Origin of the sequence: Pseudovibrio ascidiaceicola, from assembly GCF_900114245.1 — a bacterium.
Taxonomy (GTDB): Bacteria; Pseudomonadota; Alphaproteobacteria; order Rhizobiales; family Stappiaceae; genus Pseudovibrio; species Pseudovibrio ascidiaceicola.
The window spans coordinates 57,445-78,624 of sequence record NZ_FOSK01000009.1; the positions used below are offsets into that span (position 1 = coordinate 57,445).

Below are 21,180 nucleotides of genomic sequence, written 5' to 3' on the forward strand. Positions count from 1 at the left end.
GGGGGAAGCACAGGGCTGGCGTGAGATATTCGTTAATCTTGGTCGACAATCTCATCTGGGGCAGATTTCGTGATCTCGCTCATGAGCTCTGTTAGCGACGGGCCTTTTGTGGCGATGAATGGTGTGGGGCGGCAGGTTTGAATTGCTGCAACGCCAATGCGTGCTGTGAGGAAACCGTTGACCAATCCTTCGCCAAGGCGGGCGGAAAGTTTTGCCGCTAATCCCTGACCAATGAACTGTTCCAGCAGGCTATCTCCTGCTGCCATGCCACCTGTGACGGCCAGATGAGCTGCTACATCTCGTGATAAGCGCCAGAAACCGAACGCGCCGGGACGAGCTCCGTAGAGGCGAGAGATGCGGCGGACAATGCGCAGGTTCTCATAAAGAACAATCAGGATATCAACGAGTGCACGGGGTGAAAGTGCGGTAACTACAGAAACACGCTTTGCGCTTTCCATGACGATTAAGCGCGCGCGGGCATCCATCGGGGCCATCAGCTCCCGTTCTGCCAGCTTGACGAGATCTCTCCCATCAATGATTTCCTGCATATGACCTTTGAGTTGAGCACGGCCATGAGCTGTTTCCGGACGGTCTGCGTAGAGTGCCATTAGCTTTTGTAGAGCTGCACGGGCTTCTTTATCGCTATCATTGTCTGCTGCGGTTTGGAGGTCATCGCGTATATGGTCGATTTGCTCCAAACGAGAGAGTGCTCGCCATTCTTTGAAGAACAAACCGATCAGTCCGAGAAAGCCGAGAGCGGTGAGGCCAACAGCTGTCCAGCCCAACCAGTCATAGCGGGCAAAGAGATCCCTGATCAGGCTATCTACTGCCAGACCAACGGCAAGCGAGACCAGGCCACCACCGCCAATGGCGATGATCTTGCTCCAGCGACTCTTTATAGGCTTCGGCTCTGGCGCCACATTGTTTTGTGGCAGGGCCAATGCGTTTTCGTCTTCTTCTGACACAACGGCTTCAGAAGAAAGTGGTTCCTGCGCAAACTCTCCCTCCAACCGGACGGAGCTGTCATCCAGTTTGAATGCTTTCGGTGCGCGGCGTGCCTGAGGCTTATGTTGCTGTGTCTTCTTGATGGTCATGCGAGTTTGTCTCCCAGCAAGAACTCCATTGCACTGTCTAGGCGGATGTGAGGGAGGGATAAGGTTAATCCCTCTGCTGTCCGTTCCAGCTTTGGAGGGCGGAAGCGTACATACTTCAATGCGGTCTGGTCTTCTGGTGTGTCATGGTTTTGCTCGGTGGAGAACAGGTCACCAAGATCGTCAGGAAGGTCTCCGGGAAAAATAGCGGCTTCTTCTTCACCGTCAAACTTCATCTCACCGATGGTTTCTTCTGGCATTGGAGTGCCGAGGAGCGCAGGAGTTTCTGCGCCATCTTGGTGGACGGTTGCCTGACGAGTGGCTCTTACGGATGCAAGGGCGAGTGTTTCAACTGAAGCTCCAGAGAATTCTGCGCGATTGATTGCGCGTTCAACCAGCTGTTTGAGGAGTAATTCCAAATGATCATGATCCTCGCGTCGCAGATGATCTGCCTTTGTGGCTGCAAACAAAATGCGGTCAATCTTGCGAGAGACTATTGAGAACAGCCAGCTTGCTTTGCCGGGTCTGAAAGCACCCATAATCTCAGTGAGGGCACCGCTCAAATCGTCCAGTGCCTCGGGTCCGGCGTTGATTGCTGTGAGTGCGTCCACGAGCACAATCTGTCTATCCAGTTTGGCAAAGTGGTTTTTAAAGAACGGTCTCACCACATGCTTGCGATAGGCCTCATAGCGGCGCTCCATAATGGCGAGGAGTGTGCCTGCTTTGGGTTTGACCTGCGTGTCACCCAGATTGAGCGGGGCAAAGGTGAGGGCTGGTGTGCCCTTCATATCGCCGGGCATGAGAAAGCGACCAGGTGGCAGCATGGAAAGCGCGTTTTCATCATCTCGGCAGCGGCTCAAATAGGTGGTGAAGGTGTTTGCCAGACCCCTTGCAATGTCCTCTGAAAACTCATCGTGCAGTTTATCTTGATAGCGCGCGAGTGTTGACAGGAACTCTTCAGACAAATCTGGCCTTGCTTTAGCGCGTTTCAGGGCTTCCTCGGAGAATTGCCGGAAATCCTGTCGTAGCAGAACAAGGTCGAGAAGCCATTCACCAGGGTAGTCCACGATGTCGAGGTGTAGTTTGCCACCGCCTAATTGACGGTTCAGGAATGTGGCTGACTCGTATTCAATGGTCAGGCGGAGTTCGGAGATTTGGTGTGTGGACTCAGGCCAAAGGCGATCTTTTGTCAGTGTCTCGACATGCTGCTCATAGTTGAAGCGCGGGACGTTGTCATCGGGCTGGGGCTGAAGATATGCGCGTGCAAGCCGGCCTGTACCTGCAGCATCCAGCAAGGGCAGACGACCTCCGGCAATGAGATTGTGAACGAGGGCTGAGATAAAGACAGTCTTCCCGGAACGTGCTAATCCGGTTACACCCAAGCGGACCGTGGGGACTGTCAGATCAATTGCAGACCCAGTCAAATTGTCCAATGCTGTTTGTGCATCAGTCAGGGCCAGCTTAGCGTTTTTAAATAATGAATTCAGTGGGCTCACAGATCATCCTCCAAGGAACGATGTGGTGCGTTCTTTGGAGGAATGCAATCGTAAATACGCCAATAAATGTGGTATTGCGCAAAATTTTCCTAGTCAGGAGCCTGAAACAGCCTGTAGGTGCCGAGGTTGGAAGAATGAGACGATCCTTCCTTTCTTACATTCAATTTCTGACCAGCGGTGTTCCTCAAAGTCGATTACAGCGAGTGCTCCGGTTGGGTACTTGGATTGCATCTGGTGTATGTACTCAGGGTTGCCTTTTCCTGTGAGTTCAAGGGCCGTGTCCTGAATGGCTGTGTTGTGCCCGACGATAAGAATTGTGTCGAAACCACCGCCATAGGCGCGGATCGCATCAATGTAGTCGCCTTCGCTGGAATTATAGAGATCCCTGAGTAGTTGAATGCGCGTATCATTTCGTAGGTATGGCATCACTTCCATGAGTGTTTGCCGTGTCCGCAGAGCCGTAGAGCATAAGATCAGTTTTGGATGCATATGATGTTGGTGGATGTGGGCTCCAACCCTTGCTGCGGCTTTCCAACCACTGGTGTTAAGGGAACGATCATGATCGTGAGCACCCTCGTCACTCCAGTCGGATTTTGCATGGCGTAACAGCATCAGGCGAAGCATATGTTATCCTCCAGATATACTTTATTACTTTATGTTCCTAAGAGGTAGAAACATTCTAAGTTGTATTTGTGCTGCTGTGCGATATTGCGATGCAGCATAACTGTATGGACTTGTTTGTTTGTTACTTGCTTTGTCTCTGTTTGAAACCTACATGTTTTCGATTGAATTTGGAAGGTGATAGTATTCCCCTAATAGTATGGGGTTTTTAGCTTACAATTACTGAAATATTTATAAGTGATGCATGCATTCGTAATTGAGTTCTTTTCAGTGGTACTGACAGGATATTTAGTTGGCATAATGGTTTAGCCAACTGTGCTGGTCGCTTGTGCTGCTATGTGTCTTAATATGTGCATTGCACTGATGTAAGTGCGTTGGGCGATCTGCCAATATGGCTGCGCTGCGTTAGTTGCGGCGCTGTTCCTGTTCGACGCGAAGAGTGAGCTTTTTGAATAGCGCTCGGATCTTCTCAAGTTCGCTGACAGGGAGATCATCTGAAATGGATGCCCAGACCGTGTAGTCCGCACTTGGTGCTGCATAGGCAGTGAAGCTCTCGACGCGTCCCATCCGCATTGTTGTTTCGGTTCGGAATGCAACTTCGTTTTGCGGTGTCTTCAGATCCAGCGGTTTGAAATGGCTTTGACTGTATCCGCTTTTGAAGTTGTTTATGAGAGCTGTTGCCGTGTCTTTTTTGTGCCGGCGGAAAATGACTTTGATCTCGCCGTTTTCGGTTTCGTAAATGCAGCCGATACCGAGTTCTTTCAGATTGGGAACGAGAGCTGATCTAGAGAGCTTACTGATATAGTCCGGGCAGAACATGCCGGTGAAGTGCGTGAGGGCGTCCACATCTTTGCGCCAGCCGTTGTGCAGGGTATGCGGCTGGTAAAGAAGACTTTCTGAGATGGTACTGTTTGCCTGGGCAAGAAAGCCGCCAGATAAAAGCAGGCAGCTTGCGAAAAGTACTCTTGATGCATTGATAAGCATGCGCTGACTCAAAAAACTGGTTTTATTGTTTTGCTTCATTTTCAAGCCAGGCAATGCAGGCATCAACGGCGGTTCATAAAGGCGAGGCGCTCGAACAAATGAACGTCCTGCTCGTTCTTGAGAAGTGCACCGTGCAATGGCGGGATGATTTTCCGGTTTTCGGTTTCGCGGAGTGTTTCCGGATCAATGTCTTCGTTCAGAAGCAGCTTAATCCAATCCAGAAGCTCTGAAGTTGATGGTTTTTTCTTCAGGCCCGGCAAATCTCTGAGGTTATAGAACGCGTTGAGTGCTTCTTTAAGCAGGCGATCTTTGATTTCACCGAAATGCACATTGACGATCTCAGTCATTGTTTCTGCGTCTGGGAACTTGATGAAGTGGAAGAAGCAACGGCGCAAAAATGCGTCTGGAAGATCTTTCTCATTGTTTGAGGTGATGATCACGATCGGGCGCTGTTTCGCTTTGATAGTCTCACCAGTCTCGTAAACAAAGAATTCCATACGATCCAGTTCCTGAAGCAGATCGTTCGGGAACTCAATGTCGGCTTTATCAATCTCATCAATCAGTAGAACCGGACGTTCATTCATTTCAAAAGCGGTCCAGAGCTTGCCTTTGCGAATGTAATTGCGAATGTCTTTTACGCGCTCATCGCCAAGCTGACTGTCGCGAAGGCGAGATACGGCGTCATATTCGTAAAGGCCTTGCTGCGCTTTTGTGGTCGATTTAACGTTCCACTCAAGGAATGGGACGCCTAAACTCTGAGCGATTTCCTGCGCTAGGACAGTTTTGCCGGTTCCGGGTTCGCCTTTTACAAGCAGGGGGCGCTCAAGGGTAATAGCTGCGTTGACTGCGATCCGAAGATCTTCTGTGGCAACGTATTGGGAGGTCCCTTGAAATTTCATCGCTAAATCCTGCTTGAGTATCGTGATTTGGCGAAAACACTAATCTCTCGATAGGCAATGGGCAATCCCTGCAGTGTTGCGTCATTGGGCTTATCTAGTGGTTTCGATCTCTGCTCGGTTTCTTTTACCTCTCTGGGAATTATGTGCCGGGTAAGGCGAGTTATTTGCCGGGCTCGGGCAGAAAATCCTATGTTTAACAATAAGTTAAAATTGTAAATTATTGAAATGGTTGAGTAAATTGAGTTTTTTAGTTTGGCACGTAAGTTGCTTCTAGTGATCAAAGATCTGCGCAAGCATGAGCGAATTTGAATTCTAGGTGGGCTCGATGAGTATTTATGGTGCTATCAACTCTGCAACGACTGGTCTGGACGCGCAGTCCAAGGCGTTGGAGAATATTTCCGGTAACGTGGCGAACTCCTCGACCACTGGTTACAAGCGGCTGGACACAAGTTTTTCTGATCTCGTTTCCAGTACTGGTAGCCGACAGGCTGAGCAAGTTTCAGGTACCGTGATCGCAACTTCGCGAGCCACCAACTATCTATCTGGTGATATCACGTCTGCTGACCGCAATACCTATATGGCGATCAATGGGCCAGGGTATTTTCTGGTAACCAATAGAGATGGCCTAAACCAAGAGACACCTGAGAGCTACTATACGCGTGCTGGTGATTTTGAGTTGGATACGGAGCGTAATCTAGTTAACTCTGCTGGCTACTTTTTGCAGGGCTATCCGATTAATCCAGCGACGGGTGCCGTGAGTGATCGTGCAGTACCAATTCAGGTGTCTGATGCTCCGATGCCGGCGCAACCATCTACGCAGATTAATTATCAAGCAAACCTACCATCCAAGCCGACAACTGCGAATTATCAAAAGACGGATGGTGCAGTAAACTCGCAGTATGTTGATTTGAGCGTGTTCTCCAGTCCTGACCCACAATCAACACTTGCTTTGAATGATGATGGTTCCCCTACCGCAACATTGCTGACGGCAGAAAGTAAGTTGTTGCCATCAAACCAGTTTAAACCTGATAGTGTGTTGACATTGAAGGTGGGACAGCATGATCCTGAAGTGTTTGATATTGACGCCAATACAACGGTTCAGGATCTACTTGATAAGTTGAATGGGATGCACGGAGTGACAGCCCAGATCAATTCAAGTGGTGAGATTGAAATTTCATCCTTCGAGACCTTAACGATTGATCAGGCTGGAACAATGCCTTCTTCAGGTAGTCAGCTAGATATGGACTTTGCTCCGCAGCCTCTCGCCACAACTGGTACATATGATCCGAATGTTGTTACCGGTGACAAGGCAGATGATTTTATTCAATCCTCTGTCGCAGGTGGGCAGGAAACTGTTTACGATGAAAATGGTACACCGGTAAATGTCGAGTTGCGCTGGGCTCTCAATGCAGAGAATAAATGGTCGCTTTTCTACAACACGAATACCAAGGCAACTGGCGATGAAGTGGCGTGGAAAAAGGTCAGTGACATGTCATTTGATGCCGCTGGTCGTTTAACGTCACCTGCTTCTGGCTTGGTTGATATTCCCGACCTTGAAGTCAATGGCGTTGGTATGGGCGACATTACTTTCAAATTCGGTCTCAATGACTTGACGCAGTACGAAGATGTGATTGGTGGTGCGTCCAACATTGGTACGTCGCAAGATGGATTCCCGTCAGGGAAGCTGCAAGATGTGTCTGTTGATGCGGAAGGCAATGTGATCGGGAAGTATTCCAACGATAAGTCCCAGAAACTCTTTAAAATTCCGATTGCAACTTTTGCTGCTGAGCAAGAGCTTCAGCGTGTTGATGGTGCTGCGTTTTCCGAGACCTCTACTTCTGGTGAACCAGATTTCAGGAACGGAGGTACGATCCGAGCGAAAGCGCTAGAGAGCTCGAATGCTGACATTGCCAAGGAGTTCTCGAAGTTGATCATCACTCAACAGGCCTACTCGGCGAACTCGAAAGTCTTGTCGACAGCAAACCAAATGCTGGATTCAGTTCTTAATATCGTTCGATAAATTGGTGTTGGGGTAGGCTATTGCCTACCTCGTTGCCTTAGGGAGTATAGGGTATGGGTCTCGGAGCAGCTTTGAATGCGGCTATGTCGGGATTGTCGCTTACGAAGGCGCAGCTTGCGGTTACATCGAGGAATGTCGCCAACGCGAATGTAGATGGTTATACGCTTAAGACAATCGTGGGCACAGAAGTTCACAATACGTCGACGTCATCATCTTCCGTTCTGACCAATCAAGTTCAACGACAAGTTAATACCCAACTCCAGTCTGCTTATTGGGAAAGCCTGAGTGATACGGCTTATGCTACTCAATACAACGAATATATCACGCAGCTTGATCAGATGTTTGGGAAGGTTGGAGATCCCAGCTCAATTCCGAGTTTGATGAACAACTTCACAAATGCGCTGACATCGTTAGCGACAGATCCCAGCTCTCAAAGCGCGCAGGAAGTGGCTGTAAATGCAGCTGAAGAGCTTTCCAGAAGCATCAATAATTCAGCCAAGCAAGTGCAGGAAATGCGCCGCGATGCTGATGCTGGAATTGCTGATGAAGTAACGCAGGTCAATTCCATCCTCAAAGAAATTGAGAGTCTGGAAGACACCATTGTTGTTGAGCGTTCTGCAGGTCGGGAAACGGTCCATTTGCATGATCAGATGGACCGGCAACTGGAAGCTTTGACTGAAAAGATGGATGTTGAAATCAAGCAGGACAACGATGGCTTGCTACGCATATCAACTAAATCCGGAACCACGTTATACAACGATCGCGCATCAGAGTTACAGTTTACTCCGCGCCCTACGCTTGGCGTCGGTGTTGAAGGTAATCCGATTGAAGTAAAGTCGCAGTCTGGCGCTGTTATGGAGCTTTCAACATTTGACCTGAAGAGCGGTAGTATGGGTGCGCTCGTGGAGCTGCGGGATAATACCCTTCCAGAGACGCAGGCGCGTTTGGATGAGCTTGCAAGTCAGATGGCGCTGTCTTTGTCGCAGCAGACGTCTGAAGGTGTTGCCGCTGATGATGGTGGGGCACCACCCGCAGCAACGGGTTTGAGCGTTGATACGTCCAAACTGCAATCTTCTGGCGATACGATTGAGCTTGAGTTTGATGTTAACGGAGAAAGTCGGAAGGTCACTTTCGTTGCTGTGACTGACCCAAGTTTGCTTCCGCTTTCTTCGGATGTAACTGCAGACTCCAATGACATTGTGCATGGTATTGTAATTCCGGCAACTTCGACTGCACTGGAAAGTCAGATTTCCAGTGCTCTGGGTGCTGGGTTTGATGTTTCCGTTGATGCTGCTGGTGAGTTGAAAGTTCTGTCTCCGACCAGCCCAGGGACTATTGAGATTACTGGTCTTACAGCGAAAAATACGCGGACTGTTACCGCTGCTGATGGTGCTGAGATCCCGCTTTTTGTAGACACTAAGGGAGACGGCGGACCTTATACTGGAGCGCTGGAAGATGGTGGTCAGAAGACCGGCTTTGCGCAACGGATGACTGTCAACAAAGCTATTGTTGATGATCCAAGCCTTTTAGCGGGTGAGCCAGACAAGCAGAGCTCCGAGCGTGCAAACCTCCTGAAAAGTCGACTGACTGAGACCGAATATACGTATGCGCCTAGCTCGGGGATCGGAGCGAAGAATGCTCCATATGTTGGGACGATCTCTGACTTTGGCATTGAGACTGTGGTCAAGCAAAGTCAGATTGCGAGTGCGGCAACGTCAGCTGCGAGTAATTCAAAAGCAGTCACGAGCATTGCTAAGAACGCTTATGAAAACAGTTATAAGGTCGACGTAGATGAAGAGCTCGTTAAGCTGACTGAATTACAGAATGCTTATGCTGCGAACGCTCGTGTCTTATCTGCTATCGATGAAATGTATGATACACTTTTTAGAATCGCATGATGCTGCTTTAGGAATTGAGTTATTCAAATGAATACAATCGGTTATTCTAAATCTCATAGCTATATGCTTGATCTCCTTATGCAGCAAAAGACGCAGCTGGAGAATAAGTCTATTCAGCTGACTTCTGGACTGAAGTCGCAAACCTATGGTGGCATTAGCTCAGATTCTCGCATGGCTTTGGAGCTGCGCCGTGAGATTTCGAATATTGAGGTTTATGAAGACTCTAATGCGATTGCGAGTATCCAGCTCGACTTAATGGGTAAGTCTCTTGAGCATATGGAGAAAATGCGCTCTGAAAGTGTGAGTGCAATTGATGAGAACAACTACACGCTGACTACCGACGGTCAGACGACCAGTCAGCAAGCGACCGAGATTATGCTGCATGAGACCATCTCACAGCTGAATTCTGAAGTGAATGGATACTATCTGTTTGGTGGCAAGGACGCGACTGAGCCACCCGTTGCCTCACTTGATGCCATAATGGACGGGCAGGGCGGTAAGCTTGGGCTTAAGGAGCTCATGAAGCGTTATGAGAATGCTCATGTTGGTGCATCTGAAAATGGCCGCATCGAGTCGAGCGTAACGAGCCCACTCGGTGTTCCTACTCTGACTCTTCAACAAGACAATGTTGAGGGATTTGGTTTTGAGATTACTTCTGTTTCTGCATCCTCTGCTGATGTTGCAGCAACGGTTACTCCTGAAGATTTGACGGATCCGCTTAATCCTGAAGGGAAAAAGGGAGCCTTTGCGTTCAATGACACCCCGGCGGTTGGGGATACCATTGAGGTTGAGCTGGAGCTTCCTGATGGAAGTAAATCCATTGTTAAGCTGACTGCAACGGATGATCCTGATGCAGGTGAAGGAACGTTTTTGATTGGGACGGGCGCTAATCCTACTCTGGAAAGTGCCCAGAATGCCCAGGCGGCTTTTGATAAGGCGATTGGTGATATTGCCAAGACTGAGCTTCGTGCGGTTGCTGATGTTCAGGCTGGTGAGGAGTTTTTTGGCAATCACGGACGTACTGATCCGGCGGCGAAGGTGCCGAAAGCCGATGGTTCTGGTTATGAGACCGCACCAGATCTTCTGGTTGATTGGTATACCGGTACCGAGAACTCTGATGATCCGCGCTCAGACAAGGTTGTTCAGATTGATGACAATGTGCGCGTGGAATATGGTGCACGCGCTAATGAGTCTGCGTTTTCTGAGCAGTTGCAGAACCTAGCTGTGTTTGTGGCAGCAGACTTTACAGCAGAGATACCAGATGATGCTGGGAGTGAGGCTGTTGCGAAATCGTATTATGCTTCGTTAGCGCAGAAGAGTGATGATGCGCTTTCTTTTGCTGGTGACCGAAATTCAGGCATTCAAAGTGTTGCCTCTGAGATGTCGGTGGTGAACACAACTGTGAAACGCACTGCTGAGAGGCAAAAGCAAGCGTCTCTGACCTATCATAACACGCTGACTTCGCTTGAAAATGTTGACAAAACAGAAGTTGGTACTGAGATAGCCGTGCTAAAAACAGATTTAGATGCCTCGTTTCAGGCAACGTCTATACTGTTAAATCTAACAATTACTGACTTCTTGAGATAACAAAAAGCCTCCGTAAATCGGAGGCTTTTTGTTATTATACGTTTGCCTTTTGGCCTCTTAATCCAGATGCTAGAGACTTGTTGATGTTGATCATTGTCTCTAATGCTTCTGGTTCCGCGCCACCCATCATTTCCATGGTTCTGTTGAACATAAACAGAGCCAGATTTGCGATGTTATTCTGAAGATCCAGAGGCAGCTCGCTGTACTCTGCGGTGGCTTCGGTTACAAAAATTGTCCAAAGTGTGCGATTGAATATGAGTGTTTCATTCCGTTCTTCGCGTGAAACTGTATCCCACTCACGTTGCAGCACAGAAAGGCGTGCTGCTGCTTTCATCAGGGCTTCAGCTTCCAGAGTCCTCGGATCCGCTGAGGCCGAGGTGTTTGCGGACTGCTGATATGCCTGAGTTGCTTGTTGATACATGACTTATCAAAGTCCTTTCATATTCAATCAATTTCTTGGCGAGCTTCAGGGCGCGATAGAGCTCTTCCTGCAATATTGCTTGGCTAATATCACTGATAAGGTCGCGTGTGCTTGGTGCGGCCTGCAAGATCTTTCCGATCACGTCGAAATACTCTTTCTGTGTAACCGTGATATCTTGCTTTAAATACATGACCTGCACTGCAAGATAGACCTGCTGTGCCATGGTGCTGGCGTCTTCCGGCAGAAGGATATCCTTCTCTCGGAGAATAGGCGCATCTCCTTGGATGAAAAATCGTGCACGTTGCTTATCGTTAGTGATAAGTGTCTCACCAACAATCAACTTTTCTCCGGGTTTTAATTCGACCTTCAGTGCCATGCAGCCTCCTTCAAAGCACTCTTAACTATGATGGCAACCAAAAGGTTAATCTAGTTAAATCTTACGAGTTATTCAGCGATTTATTTCTAATTTTGCTTAAGTTTAGAGCTCTTCTGAATTGAATATGTAGAGTCGCCAATTGATACATGGCAGCTTAAGCCATTGGGTGGGCTGTGAAGGTAGAAATAGGCGAAAATATGCACAGACAATATTACGTAGGTGTCTAGCTGCCGTTGTTGAGTAAGTTTTTGACTTAATTATATAAAATTGAATTTATTCGCGAGCTGATGAGTGTGGTTGCTGCAATCCCTGATTTATTAAGCGCTTGTTAACACGTTCCCTCTTTACTCGCAGGACGGGTAATTGTACCCAACTAAAACTCAGTAATTATTTGCTGCGTTTGTGACCCAGGAAGGGTCATTCATTATCCTAGAAGGGACATATAAAATGGCTGATATTACACTCACCGCTGCGGTTCGCTCAAACCTGAGCACGCTCCAGAGCACCGCATCTTTGATCAGTGATACCCAAGAGCGCCTTGCAACCGGCAAGAAAGTTAATTCCGCTCTAGATAACCCGAATTCCTTTTTTACCGCTTCCTCTCTAAATTCCCGTGCATCTGACTTGAACAACCTTCAAGACGATATCGGACAGTCTGTTTCTACACTTGAGGCTGCCGACAAAGGTATTCAGGGTATTGATAAGCTTCTGGATGCGGCGAAAGGTAAGGCTAACCAAGCGCTGCAATCTAAAGATGCTGATACACGCGCAAAGTATGCGTCTGAGTTCAACGAATTGCGTACTCAGATTGAAGATATTGCTAAAGATTCTGGCTATAAAGGTAAGAACCTGCTGGGTGGCGACGGTAACGATTTGCTTGTAAAGTTCAATGAAGATGGTTCGTCTAAATTGAACATTGGGGCAGTTGATTACACTGATCTTGATTCAGAAGATGCTGCATTTAAGTTGGAAGGTATCTCGACAACCGTTGGAGAAGTCGAAGCTCGGGACTTAAAGCAAGCATTTACGCTCGGCGAAGTAGGGCAGATTCCGGGACAGAGCGGTTCAGCGACAACTACTGGCTTGACAGATGCGGCTGGTACGCCGGCCCCAATTGATGGCGATGAAACCGTTGGTGGTACTGGCGCAACTGGTTTTACCGGTATTGCGACTGGTGATGTCATTAAGGTCAAAGATGCTGACGGCAACTATCTGAAGGATGCTGATGGTAACGATGTTTCCTTTACAACATTGGGTAGTAATACCTTACAGCAAGTTGGGGATGGTATCGCGCAGGCCTTGAGAGATGCTGGAGAAGAAAATGCTTCTGCAAGTATTTCTGTAGATGGTCAGTTGACGTTGTCCGGTCTGAAAAACTCTGTTGAACTCGAGCACGAAACATCTGCTGGTACCGGTGGTCAAGCTCTTGATACGCTTGAGATCAGAGGTACTTACGACATCAAAGATACCAAGCTGTCTGATCTTGGTGCGTTTGAGGACGGTGACAGAATCTCATTCAAATACGGTGATAATGCTCGTCAGTATTTTGATGTTACAGATTCTAACACTGTCGAAGATTTGCGAGCGGCAATTGAAACTGCAGATGGTGTTGCGACTGAAGTTAATGCATCTTTCAAAGACGGACAGCTGATTCTTGATGTTGGTAAACAAGATCTCACTTTTGGCTTTGATGGAGCTGGAAGTGGCGGTGAGTTTGCTGATGCTGCGAAAAACGTAGTCGGCAAAGACCTTGATTCAGTTGCTGGTCGCGGTTGGGGTTCCGATGAGTTGATTGAAGAATCTCTCGATCAAATCCGTCAGGCTCAGCTGGACCTACGTGCTCAGGCTTCTACCTTTGGTACGAACCTGTCTGTTGTAACCAACCGTCAGGACTTCACTGCTGATCTGATCAGCACTCTGGAAGTTGGTGCTGGTAAGTTGACGCTGGCTGATTCCAACCTGGAAGGTGCAAACCTTGCAGCTCTGAACACTCAGAACTCCATTGCTACTTCTACTCTGTCTCTGGCAACTCAGGCTGGTCAGTCTGTGCTGCAGCTTATCCGATAAGCTTTGTTTCAGATTTAGAATTTGGAGAACGCGCTCTTTGGGGCGCGTTTTTCTTTGTCTTTTTGGCAGTATCGTTGGTTGCGTTGGTATGTGCGTTGCTTTGCGTTTTTGTGGTGGTGGGGGCGTTTTTATGTGGTGGCCATTGGGCAGACAAAAAAAGAGCCATGCTGCGGGGGCGGCATAGCTCAAGGGGGATAAGTCTGGTTTGCAGGGAAGATAAAGCCTGTGTGGCTTAGGCCTGCTTTGCTTGTGTTGGCTCGACCTGCTTGGCTTCGTAGATGGCAGGATCAATATCCTTAGCTTCACCGCCCAGGCTGCGCTTTTCTTGTGCCTGAAGAACTTCATCCAGGAATGCGCGAATGCGGCGAGCTGTTTTGGATGGCAGCTCATAAATGACGTCGCCTTCAGGCTCTTGCGTCATTGAATAGATGAGCTCATCTGACTCTTCATCATAATTGTAACCGCGTTCAATGCGGCTCTGGTCGTCCTTAGGTTTGCTAGGGATGACGCCGAGACGGGAATCTGTGAGGTATGATTTCTCGGAGGCGGTTGAGTTATCCTCTGACTCAGAGGATGCGGTGACGGCCTGAGCGCCGGAGAGTTCGGTTTTGACCTGTTCGGTCTCTGACTTTACCGGAGCTGCCTGTGTTGTCAGCGCTTGATGTAAGAGTGTCGGTCGTTGTGTGACTATTTCCATAATGTCCCCCACGTGTTCAATCTCTGACAACTTTATGGGGAATGTTCTTAAATAAGATTAATCTTAATGCTTGAAATTTACTAAATATTTAGAGAAATGCGACTGAAAACCGCCAAATACCCCTATTTCTCAGGGAGGCTCTGGGCGGTCTTCAGGCTATTTCGTTAATATGCACGCTTAATATGGTGCCGTTTACAGGGTTTGGTTAACGGCAATGCCCTGAGCGGATCTTTGGGGCGAACTCATCATGCCGTTTGCGCCGTAACCCCTTGTCTTCATTTGAGAACCAACCGCTTTGGCAACGGTCTCAATGACGTTGTCTGTCACTGAACGTGCCGTAGAGACCACTTGCAGGTTGGTTTGAAGAATTGGCCGCAGATTACCGTGGCGTTCGCGCATACGTTGAATGGACAGCGGAGCGAGATTGCCTAGTGCGATGGCATTTGCGCTGGCGACGCGGATGCCGGAGAGATATGACTCGATCGCCGCATGTTTTTTTGGGGCAACGGTTGGCAGCTCAGAAATTTGCCCTTCGCGCAGCAGTTCCGTTTCCGCCTCGATGATATCTACGAGGTTGTCCATTGCCGTTTCAAAATTTTCGCAGAAGACCTCAGCTTGCATTCGTGTCTGGATGGGTTCTTCTTCAAACGATACTGTACTTGAAACAGTTTCAGCGTCGTACTGGTTGGTCATACTGCGTTCTCTTGAAGTTGTAGTAATTGCGAGTGAACTGAAGCTGCAATACCAATGCCGCCAGATTGAGACATTGTGTTGGCGTACTCGTTGATCAGCATGGATTTCCACGCTTCTGAGCCTTCGCCGTTTCCATAGGTTCCGCCTTCATCAAGGCCGGTGAACATGTTTTGCAACATTTCATTGAGGAATACGGTTTCAAATTCCTTGGCCTTTTCCATCAGCGGGTCTTTTGCAGCTGATGGTTTGCCTGACTGGTTAGCGCCTGCGATCAGGTCTGCTGGGCTTGTCAGGGCAGGTGAGGGCAGTTGTGCTTGTTGGAGCATTAGAGGACCTCAATTTCTGCCTGAAGGGCGCCGGCGGCTTTAATGGCCTGCAGGATGGAGATCAGATCTCTTGGGCCGATGCCCAGAGCGTTCAATCCATCGACAAGCTGCTGAAGTGTGATTGTTTCATTGACGAGTGCGAGCTGGCTGTTGTCTTCGGTCACCTGCACGTCTGTACGGGGCACTGCTGCGGTTTGGCCCTGAGCGAATGGTAGCGGCTGAACCACCTCTGGTGATTCTGCGATGGTGACTGTGAGGTTGCCCTGGGCGACTGCGACGGTGGAGACTTTTACCTGCTGACCCATGACGATGATGCCGGAGCTTTCGTCAATCACGATCTTGGCTGGTAAATCAGGCTCTACAATCAGCTGCTCGATATCAGTGATCAGATCGACGATGTTGCCATCGAACTGTTTTGGTAGTGTGAGACGAACGGTGGATGGATCCAGAGGCTCTGCAGTCGGTAGGCCAATCAGCTCGTTGATTGCAACTGCGATGCGCCGGGATGTGGTCAGGTCCGGGTTGCGCAGGGCCAGGCGAATGGTGCTGAGAGAAGAGAGTTTGAATTCAACTTCCCGCTCCACAAGAGCGCCGTTTGGAATGCGGCCAGATGTTGGAACGCCGCGCACAACGGAGGCGGCGTCGCCCTGTGCTGCAAAGCCAGCGATCGCCACTGGACCTTGCGCAATGGCGTAGGCTTCTCCGTCTGCACCCATCAATGGTGTTACCAGTAGTGTTCCGCCCTGAAGATTCTTTGCGTCGCCCAGTGCGCTTACGGTGACGTCGATGCGGGTGCCTTGTGTGGAGAATGCTGGAAGGTTGGCGGTTACCATTACGGCGGCGGTGTTCTTTGTGTTCAGGTCCGCTTCGTTGGTGTTGACGCCGAGGCGCTCCAACATGGCCTGCAAAGATTGCCGGGTGAATGGTGAGGCATTGAGAGAGTCACCTGTGCCCTGAAGGCCGACGACGAGACCGTAGCCAATGAGCTGGTTGTCTCGGATGCCTTCAAAGTCAGTGATGTCCTTGATCCGTGAGGCTGCGTTCCCCTGAAGGGTCGCGCCCATAAGGACGATCAGTGCCGCTGCGGCGATTCTACGTAAATTTGCGAAAGAGCGCATTGGTACCCGGCTGTTCAATTCACACTTGCAGGAAATATGCGAATTTTGTGCCAGTTCGTGTGCTGCGTTTGCTAATTTTTAACCTGCTGAATTTACTGGGTATTTTTAGTAGAGGGTGGATAAAAGTTAAAGCACTGCAAATTTTAATGCGGCAATTGTTGCCTGCTTGGTAAAGTTTTACGTGATCAGCTCGGCAAATGCGTTCGGGTTTAAGCTTTTGTCCAATTCCATAGCTCTGAGGGTAAGGTCTTGCTTGTACGCAGCACTCCAGTTTCTGGTTTGAACTCCACGAGTAAAGTGGGCACGAAACGTCGCAAAGGTTCTGAAGGCGAGCAGGCGGGTGCGTTTGCTGTTGAGGAAGAGACCACCAGCGTTGCGCAGTCGCAGGCTGGCGTTCCTACACCGTCGCTGCAGGGGGTGGATTCTTTGCTGGCTCTCCAGCAGATGGAAGTGCAGGTCGATGACAAGCAACGCGCTGTGCAGCATGGAAATAAACTTCTGGATCAACTAGATGCGCTGCGGATCGATTTGCTGCAAGGCAAAGTGCAGCCGGAGCGCCTTGAGCGGCTTGTTGGTAACCTGTCCATGCAGGTCAAAAGTGGTAACCCCGGTCTCGACCGAGTGGTCGAAGATATTGAATTGCGTGCAAGAATCGAGCTCGCAAAGCTGGGTCACTACGTAGAATAGCCTATCTATTTACGATAGTAACAAAGGTTTCCAACCGCATAAGTTGCTGAATACAATGAATAATTGTGTTCTTAGACAATTTCATCTTTTTAGTAGATTGTTGTTTCAGGTTCCTCTCGCTATATTCCAGCCGCCCATATAAATAGGCGGAGTTTCAGATGGCAGTTGATGTCGCAATTGATTATCGTCCGACACAGGATGAACCATTCATGAACGACCAACAGCGCGAGTACTTTCGTAGAAAGCTTCTTGCGTGGAAGGAAGATATTCTGAAAGAGAGCAAGGAGACCCTTGCTGCGCTTCAAGAAGAAAGCACTAATCACCCAGATCTGGCTGACCGTGCTTCTTCTGAAACCGATCGGTCGATTGAATTACGTGCGCGTGACCGGCAGAGAAAGTTGATTTCCAAAATTGACGCTGCTCTTGCTCGCATCGAAGACAAGTCCTACGGCTACTGTGAAGAGACTGGCGAGCCAATCTCTGTTCGTCGTTTGGATGCACGACCTATCGCAACGCTTTCTATTGAAGCCCAAGAGGCTCATGAGCGGCGCGAGAAAATCTATCGGGATGACTGATCCTCAGGGAGACAGGATATCGCCTTTCAAGCTGTGGTCCTAAGTTTTTAGGCTCTAGTACTTGAAGTATGACTTTACGAGGGAAGCACGGCTCAGCTGTGCTTCCCTTGTTTTGTTATGGCCGGGTATCGGTGTGTGATGTTTTGATGCACGAAAGAAAACGAGCCCGGCATGCTGGGGAGCATGTTGCCGAGCTCGCTTTATGTACCGCTCAAGCTGGGGAGCTTATTGAGCGGTTTTGGGTTCTTTGATTTCTTTTTTAAAACGGAAGCACGATGTCCAGCACCTGACTGCCGTATTTAGGCTGTTGGGCAACAGAGATCTGGCCACGACCTCCGTAGCCGATGCGTGCCTCTGCGATCTTGGTGCTCTCAACTGTGTTGTCGGATGCAATGTCCTGCGGACGAACCACGCCAGCTACGATCAACTCGCGGACTTCGTGGTTCACACGTACTTCCTGACGGCCCTCAATGACGAGGTTGGAATTGGGAAGTACCTGTGTCACGACAGCTGCGACGGTGGTCTTCAGGCTTTCTGTGCGGTCGATAGAGCCTGTGCCCTGAAAGTTGTCGGAGCTGTTGATTGATGCGAGTGCATCTGCTGACGCGCTGGCAGGAAGCGCCAGTGTGTTGATTGCGCCGCCGAGTGCTCCACCAGCTCCGGAATTCTTCGCATCACTGCGCGAACTCTTTGAGGTGTTCTCAAAGGCTGCTTTGTCGGAAATGGTGACGTTTACCGTTACGATGTCGCCAACACGTTTTGCGCGCTGGTCCTGAAAGAAGGCTCTGTTGCCGGTGCGCCAAAGTGAGTTGGCGTTGTAGCGCTCCACTTCCTTAATTGGCATTGGCATTTGTACCGGACGATAGCCAGGCTGCGTGCGTGGGTCCTGAATCGCAGTCAGTACAGGTTCTTGCCCAACCTTGGAAAGTTTGTCGGCTGTCTCGCAGCCGACAAGTGCGAACAGGCCAATCGTGAGCGCAGCATATTGTTTGATTTTGGTTGCTGAAGATGTTCTCGGCATCAGCGGTTCTCCAATACGGCTGCGACCTGCGTTTTCGCGGTGGTCACGATGGCGATGTCTCTGCCGATGACTTCAGCAAGGATCGTTTTCTTTGAAATTGGGTTCACAATCTCAATCAGGTCATTTTTGCCGCCTTCAGATTTGGCTTTGCCCTGAGTTGTGATGTTCATGCCGGGGATCTTGTAGATCACTGTCACTTTAGCGCCGCGCTTGACGAGGATCGGTGCGCTTACATCCCTTGGGGTGATGGTGGAGCCAGAACGCATGTTACGGCGCACTTCCATTCCCAGAAGGTCTGCGGCTGCAAGAAACTCACGTCCGGCATAGCGGGAAGCTGGCTTGCGCTCCTCGCGAATGTCTTTGGCTGTGATGACGGTGCCGCGTTCCAGATTGCGAGCCAGTGTGGTGATGGACACCATCTGAGATGCGTTGCCAATGACAGAGATTGGCTTGCTCTGGCCTTCCTGCACCACATTGAGGATGGCTTTGAAGCGTGCTGTGCGCGGTGACCAGTTGATGTGCCCGATGGTTAGCGGAGAAATGGAGTTGGCGTCTGCCTGCATGTTCACCGGGAGTGGTGAATGGTAGGAGATTTCAATCTCGTCCGGCTGCACGCTTGCGCGCTCTGCAAATGCATTACGCAGGATGTCTGAGATGAGTGTTTCATCTACCGGGATGGAAAGGCGGTGCACACTCACAGTGGTCAGGCCGTTGGTGTCGGCCTGAATGAAGCCAGCGGCTTGTGCCTGCTGTGCGATGATCAATGCAGAAACGTTGCCAGTGGTGCCAAGGTCCGGGCTGCGAAAGATTGGTGTTTGGGCCAGCTCTCCCGCTTCGGTGTAGAAGTCACCAATGGTGACGACTGGTCCGGTTACATTGACCGTTGGGCGCAGAATTGAGGCAGCAAATGCGCTGCTGGCTGTCAGGGCCATCAGTCCTGCAATGAGTGTGGTTGCCAACTTTCTCATCAACTCAACTCCTAGCGAAGGTTCGTTGTGGTGGAGTACATCTCATCGGCTGCTTTGATGATCTTGGAGTTCATCTCGTAAGCGCGCTGAGCTGAAATCAGATTGGAAAGCTCTGTCACGGCATCAACGTTGGATGATTCAAGATGGCGCTGGAGGATGTTGCCAAAGCCTGCGTTGCCCGGGTTGTCTGTCTGTGGCGGGCCGCTTGCCGGTGTTTCCAGAAAGAGGTTGTCGCCAATTGCCTCAAGGCCAGCTTTGTTTGTGAAGCGGGCGATTTCGAGCTGCCCGAGGTTCAGCACCTGATCGTTGTCGTCCATGGCCTGCACGAGGCCTTGGACGTTGATTGTCAGATCGCGGGCGTTGTCCGGAATTGTGATTCCAGGCTGAACTGCATAGCCGTCTTTGGTGACGAGCTGGCCAGTCTGGGAGCGTGCGAAGGAGCCGTCGCGGGTGTAGCCAGTTGTACCGTCCGGACGTTGGATCTGGAAGAAGCCTTCGCCGCGAATTGTTATGTCGTACTCGTTGCCCGTCTGGGTCACGGAGCCTGGAGACATGATGCGTGTGGTGGCTGCTGTGCGTACACCGGAGCCGATTTGCACGCCGTTTGGAACGATTGTGCCTGCATCGGATGTTTCGGTGCCCATGCGGCGCTGGTTTTCGTAGAGCAGATCCTGAAAGTCTGCGCGCTGGCGCTTGTAGCCAGTGGTGCGCATGTTGGCCACGTTGTTCGAAATAACTTCGACGTTCAGTTCCTGAGCTTTCATGCCGGTTGCGGCGATGTGAAGGGCTTTCATTGGGCTGTTCCTTAAGCTTCAACCGATCCAAGTTCGCGGATGGAGCGCTGACGAAGTTCGTTGCGCTGCGACATCATCTTGGACACGCTTTTGTATTGACGGGTGATTTCAATCATGCGGGAGATTTCCTGAATGCCTTCCACGTTGGAGCCTTCAAGGGCGCCCTGGACGACAGTCGGGTTATTTGCTGGGATTGGGTTCAAGCCGGAAAACAGGTTTGTGCCAACGTGCAAAAGCTCTTGGCGGTTGTCGAAAGTGTAGACATCCAATCGGCCAAGCTGGGCCTGTGGGGTGGAGATCACGCCTTCTTTGGTGATGGTGATTTCACCATCTTCTGGATTGATTTGGATTGGAGCGCCGTCAGCGAGAACTGGCAGGCCTGCATCTGTTACGAGCGTGCCCTCAGGATCAATGGCTAGGCTGCCTGAGCGGGTGTAAAGCTGCTCACCGCCTGCGCCAGTCACAGCTAGATAGCCGTCACCTTCGATTGCGACGTCCAGCGGATTACCTGTCAGCTGGATCGAGCCCTGTGTCAGAACTGTTGCTGTCCCTACGTCCTGCGTAAAGGACAAAGGGCGATCCGGACGCTGAAATTCAGTCGCCTGCGCGGTTGGCATCAAGAATTCTTCAAAGATAAGCCTTTGAGCCTTGTAGCCAGTCGTATTGATGTTAGCCAGATTGTTGGCCACCACATCCAAGTTCCGACGAAGGGCACTTTGGCGTGATAAGCCGATCAGCTGTGCGTTTTCCATTTTATGCTCCCCAGCATTGCAACAGGTCTCCCCAGACCCGCAGCGCCAAGGTTCTTGCAGGAGTTGTGCCAGTTTGAAACTTTGGCTGA

The 21,180-nt window shown here is 50.0% G+C and carries 21 protein-coding genes; 6 read left to right on the plus strand and 15 right to left on the minus strand.

Annotated elements, in window-relative coordinates; translation table 11 throughout:
* Positions 1 to 32 precede the first annotated feature (32 nt).
* The 5 genes from BM231_RS17165 to BM231_RS17185 form a co-directional block, all read right to left on the minus strand.
* Complete coding sequence (locus BM231_RS17165; RefSeq protein WP_093521249.1) at positions 33 to 1,094, minus strand: YcjF family protein; 1,062 nt, start codon at positions 1,092 to 1,094, stop codon at positions 33 to 35.
* Positions 1,091 to 2,587, minus strand: a complete 1,497-nt coding sequence (locus BM231_RS17170) for a YcjX family GTP-binding protein (protein ID WP_093521251.1) — start codon at positions 2,585 to 2,587, stop codon at positions 1,091 to 1,093. The genes BM231_RS17165 and BM231_RS17170 overlap by 4 nt, the downstream gene beginning before the upstream one ends.
* Before the next feature lie 93 nt (positions 2,588 to 2,680).
* Positions 2,681 to 3,211: a SixA phosphatase family protein gene (locus tag BM231_RS17175; protein WP_063312192.1), complete on the minus strand. Its 531-nt coding sequence runs from the start codon at positions 3,209 to 3,211 to the stop codon at positions 2,681 to 2,683.
* Between the two features lie 402 nt (positions 3,212 to 3,613).
* Complete coding sequence (locus BM231_RS17180) at positions 3,614 to 4,192, minus strand: hypothetical protein (RefSeq protein ID WP_208860459.1); 579 nt, start codon at positions 4,190 to 4,192, stop codon at positions 3,614 to 3,616.
* A 62-nt stretch (positions 4,193 to 4,254) separates the two neighbouring features.
* Positions 4,255 to 5,091 (minus strand): AAA family ATPase, encoded by an 837-nt coding sequence (locus BM231_RS17185; RefSeq protein ID WP_063298072.1) that lies wholly within the window; start codon positions 5,089 to 5,091, stop codon positions 4,255 to 4,257.
* A gap of 325 nt (positions 5,092 to 5,416) precedes the next feature.
* Here BM231_RS17185 and BM231_RS17190 point away from each other — a divergent pair, with 325 nt between their 5' ends.
* The 3 genes from BM231_RS17190 to BM231_RS17200 are packed head-to-tail and all read left to right on the plus strand — an operon-like array spanning position 5,417 to position 10,596.
* On the plus strand, positions 5,417 to 7,111 hold the full coding sequence (locus tag BM231_RS17190; RefSeq protein WP_093521253.1) for a flagellar hook protein FlgE: 1,695 nt from the start codon (positions 5,417 to 5,419) through the stop codon (positions 7,109 to 7,111).
* Positions 7,112 to 7,164: 53 nt separating this feature from the next.
* Positions 7,165 to 9,009: a flagellar hook-associated protein FlgK gene (gene flgK / locus BM231_RS17195; RefSeq protein ID WP_093521255.1), complete on the plus strand. Its 1,845-nt coding sequence runs from the start codon at positions 7,165 to 7,167 to the stop codon at positions 9,007 to 9,009.
* 27 nt (positions 9,010 to 9,036) lie between these two features.
* Positions 9,037 to 10,596, plus strand: coding sequence for a hypothetical protein (locus tag BM231_RS17200; protein WP_208860460.1), 1,560 nt, complete (start codon positions 9,037 to 9,039; stop codon positions 10,594 to 10,596).
* A 34-nt stretch (positions 10,597 to 10,630) separates the two neighbouring features.
* Here BM231_RS17200 and BM231_RS17205 read toward each other — a convergent pair whose 3' ends face one another.
* Entirely contained in the window at positions 10,631 to 11,017 is a 387-nt protein-coding gene (locus tag BM231_RS17205; RefSeq protein WP_093521261.1) for a flagellar biosynthesis regulator FlaF, read from the minus strand.
* Positions 10,938 to 11,393, minus strand: a complete 456-nt coding sequence (locus BM231_RS17210; protein ID WP_093521263.1) for a flagellar biosynthesis repressor FlbT — start codon at positions 11,391 to 11,393, stop codon at positions 10,938 to 10,940. The genes BM231_RS17205 and BM231_RS17210 overlap by 80 nt, the downstream gene beginning before the upstream one ends.
* A 447-nt stretch (positions 11,394 to 11,840) precedes the next feature.
* Between BM231_RS17210 and BM231_RS17215 the strand changes: the two genes are divergently transcribed.
* Positions 11,841 to 13,460: a flagellin N-terminal helical domain-containing protein gene (locus tag BM231_RS17215; protein WP_093521265.1), complete on the plus strand. Its 1,620-nt coding sequence runs from the start codon at positions 11,841 to 11,843 to the stop codon at positions 13,458 to 13,460.
* A 232-nt stretch (positions 13,461 to 13,692) separates the two neighbouring features.
* Here BM231_RS17215 and BM231_RS17220 read toward each other — a convergent pair whose 3' ends face one another.
* The 4 genes from BM231_RS17220 to BM231_RS17235 form a co-directional block, all read right to left on the minus strand.
* Positions 13,693 to 14,157, minus strand: coding sequence for a hypothetical protein (locus BM231_RS17220; RefSeq protein ID WP_093521267.1), 465 nt, complete (start codon positions 14,155 to 14,157; stop codon positions 13,693 to 13,695).
* Positions 14,158 to 14,349: 192 nt separating this feature from the next.
* On the minus strand, positions 14,350 to 14,850 hold the full coding sequence (locus BM231_RS17225) for a hypothetical protein (protein WP_063298066.1): 501 nt from the start codon (positions 14,848 to 14,850) through the stop codon (positions 14,350 to 14,352).
* Entirely contained in the window at positions 14,847 to 15,176 is a 330-nt protein-coding gene (locus tag BM231_RS17230; RefSeq protein ID WP_093521269.1) for a rod-binding protein, read from the minus strand. Before BM231_RS17230 ends, BM231_RS17225 begins: the two co-directional genes overlap by 4 nt.
* On the minus strand, positions 15,176 to 16,294 hold the full coding sequence (locus BM231_RS17235; RefSeq protein WP_057462689.1) for a flagellar basal body P-ring protein FlgI: 1,119 nt from the start codon (positions 16,292 to 16,294) through the stop codon (positions 15,176 to 15,178). The genes BM231_RS17230 and BM231_RS17235 overlap by 1 nt, the downstream gene beginning before the upstream one ends.
* Before the next feature lie 249 nt (positions 16,295 to 16,543).
* Between BM231_RS17235 and BM231_RS17240 the strand changes: the two genes are divergently transcribed.
* Together BM231_RS17240 and dksA are read left to right on the plus strand one after the other, a co-directional pair.
* Positions 16,544 to 16,981, plus strand: a complete 438-nt coding sequence (locus BM231_RS17240; protein ID WP_057462625.1) for a flagellar assembly protein FliX — start codon at positions 16,544 to 16,546, stop codon at positions 16,979 to 16,981.
* 158 nt (positions 16,982 to 17,139) lie between these two features.
* The gene (dksA, locus tag BM231_RS17245; RefSeq protein WP_057462624.1) at positions 17,140 to 17,556 is read left to right on the plus strand and encodes an RNA polymerase-binding protein DksA; all 417 of its coding nucleotides are present in this window, start codon (positions 17,140 to 17,142) and stop codon (positions 17,554 to 17,556) included.
* Between the two features lie 259 nt (positions 17,557 to 17,815).
* Here dksA and flgH read toward each other — a convergent pair whose 3' ends face one another.
* The 4 genes from flgH to flgF are packed head-to-tail and all read right to left on the minus strand — an operon-like array spanning position 17,816 to position 21,091.
* Positions 17,816 to 18,577, minus strand: coding sequence for a flagellar basal body L-ring protein FlgH (gene flgH / locus BM231_RS17250; protein ID WP_063300903.1), 762 nt, complete (start codon positions 18,575 to 18,577; stop codon positions 17,816 to 17,818).
* Entirely contained in the window at positions 18,577 to 19,545 is a 969-nt protein-coding gene (gene flgA / locus BM231_RS17255) for a flagellar basal body P-ring formation chaperone FlgA (RefSeq protein ID WP_093521281.1), read from the minus strand. The genes flgH and flgA overlap by 1 nt, the downstream gene beginning before the upstream one ends.
* Before the next feature lie 11 nt (positions 19,546 to 19,556).
* Positions 19,557 to 20,339 carry a flagellar basal-body rod protein FlgG gene (gene flgG, locus BM231_RS17260; RefSeq protein ID WP_093521283.1) on the minus strand — a complete coding sequence of 261 codons (783 nt, stop codon included), beginning with the start codon at positions 20,337 to 20,339 and terminating at the stop codon, positions 19,557 to 19,559.
* Positions 20,340 to 20,350: 11 nt separating this feature from the next.
* The gene (gene flgF, locus BM231_RS17265; protein ID WP_063292781.1) at positions 20,351 to 21,091 is read right to left on the minus strand and encodes a flagellar basal-body rod protein FlgF; all 741 of its coding nucleotides are present in this window, start codon (positions 21,089 to 21,091) and stop codon (positions 20,351 to 20,353) included.
* Positions 21,092 to 21,180: the final 89 nt, after the last annotated feature.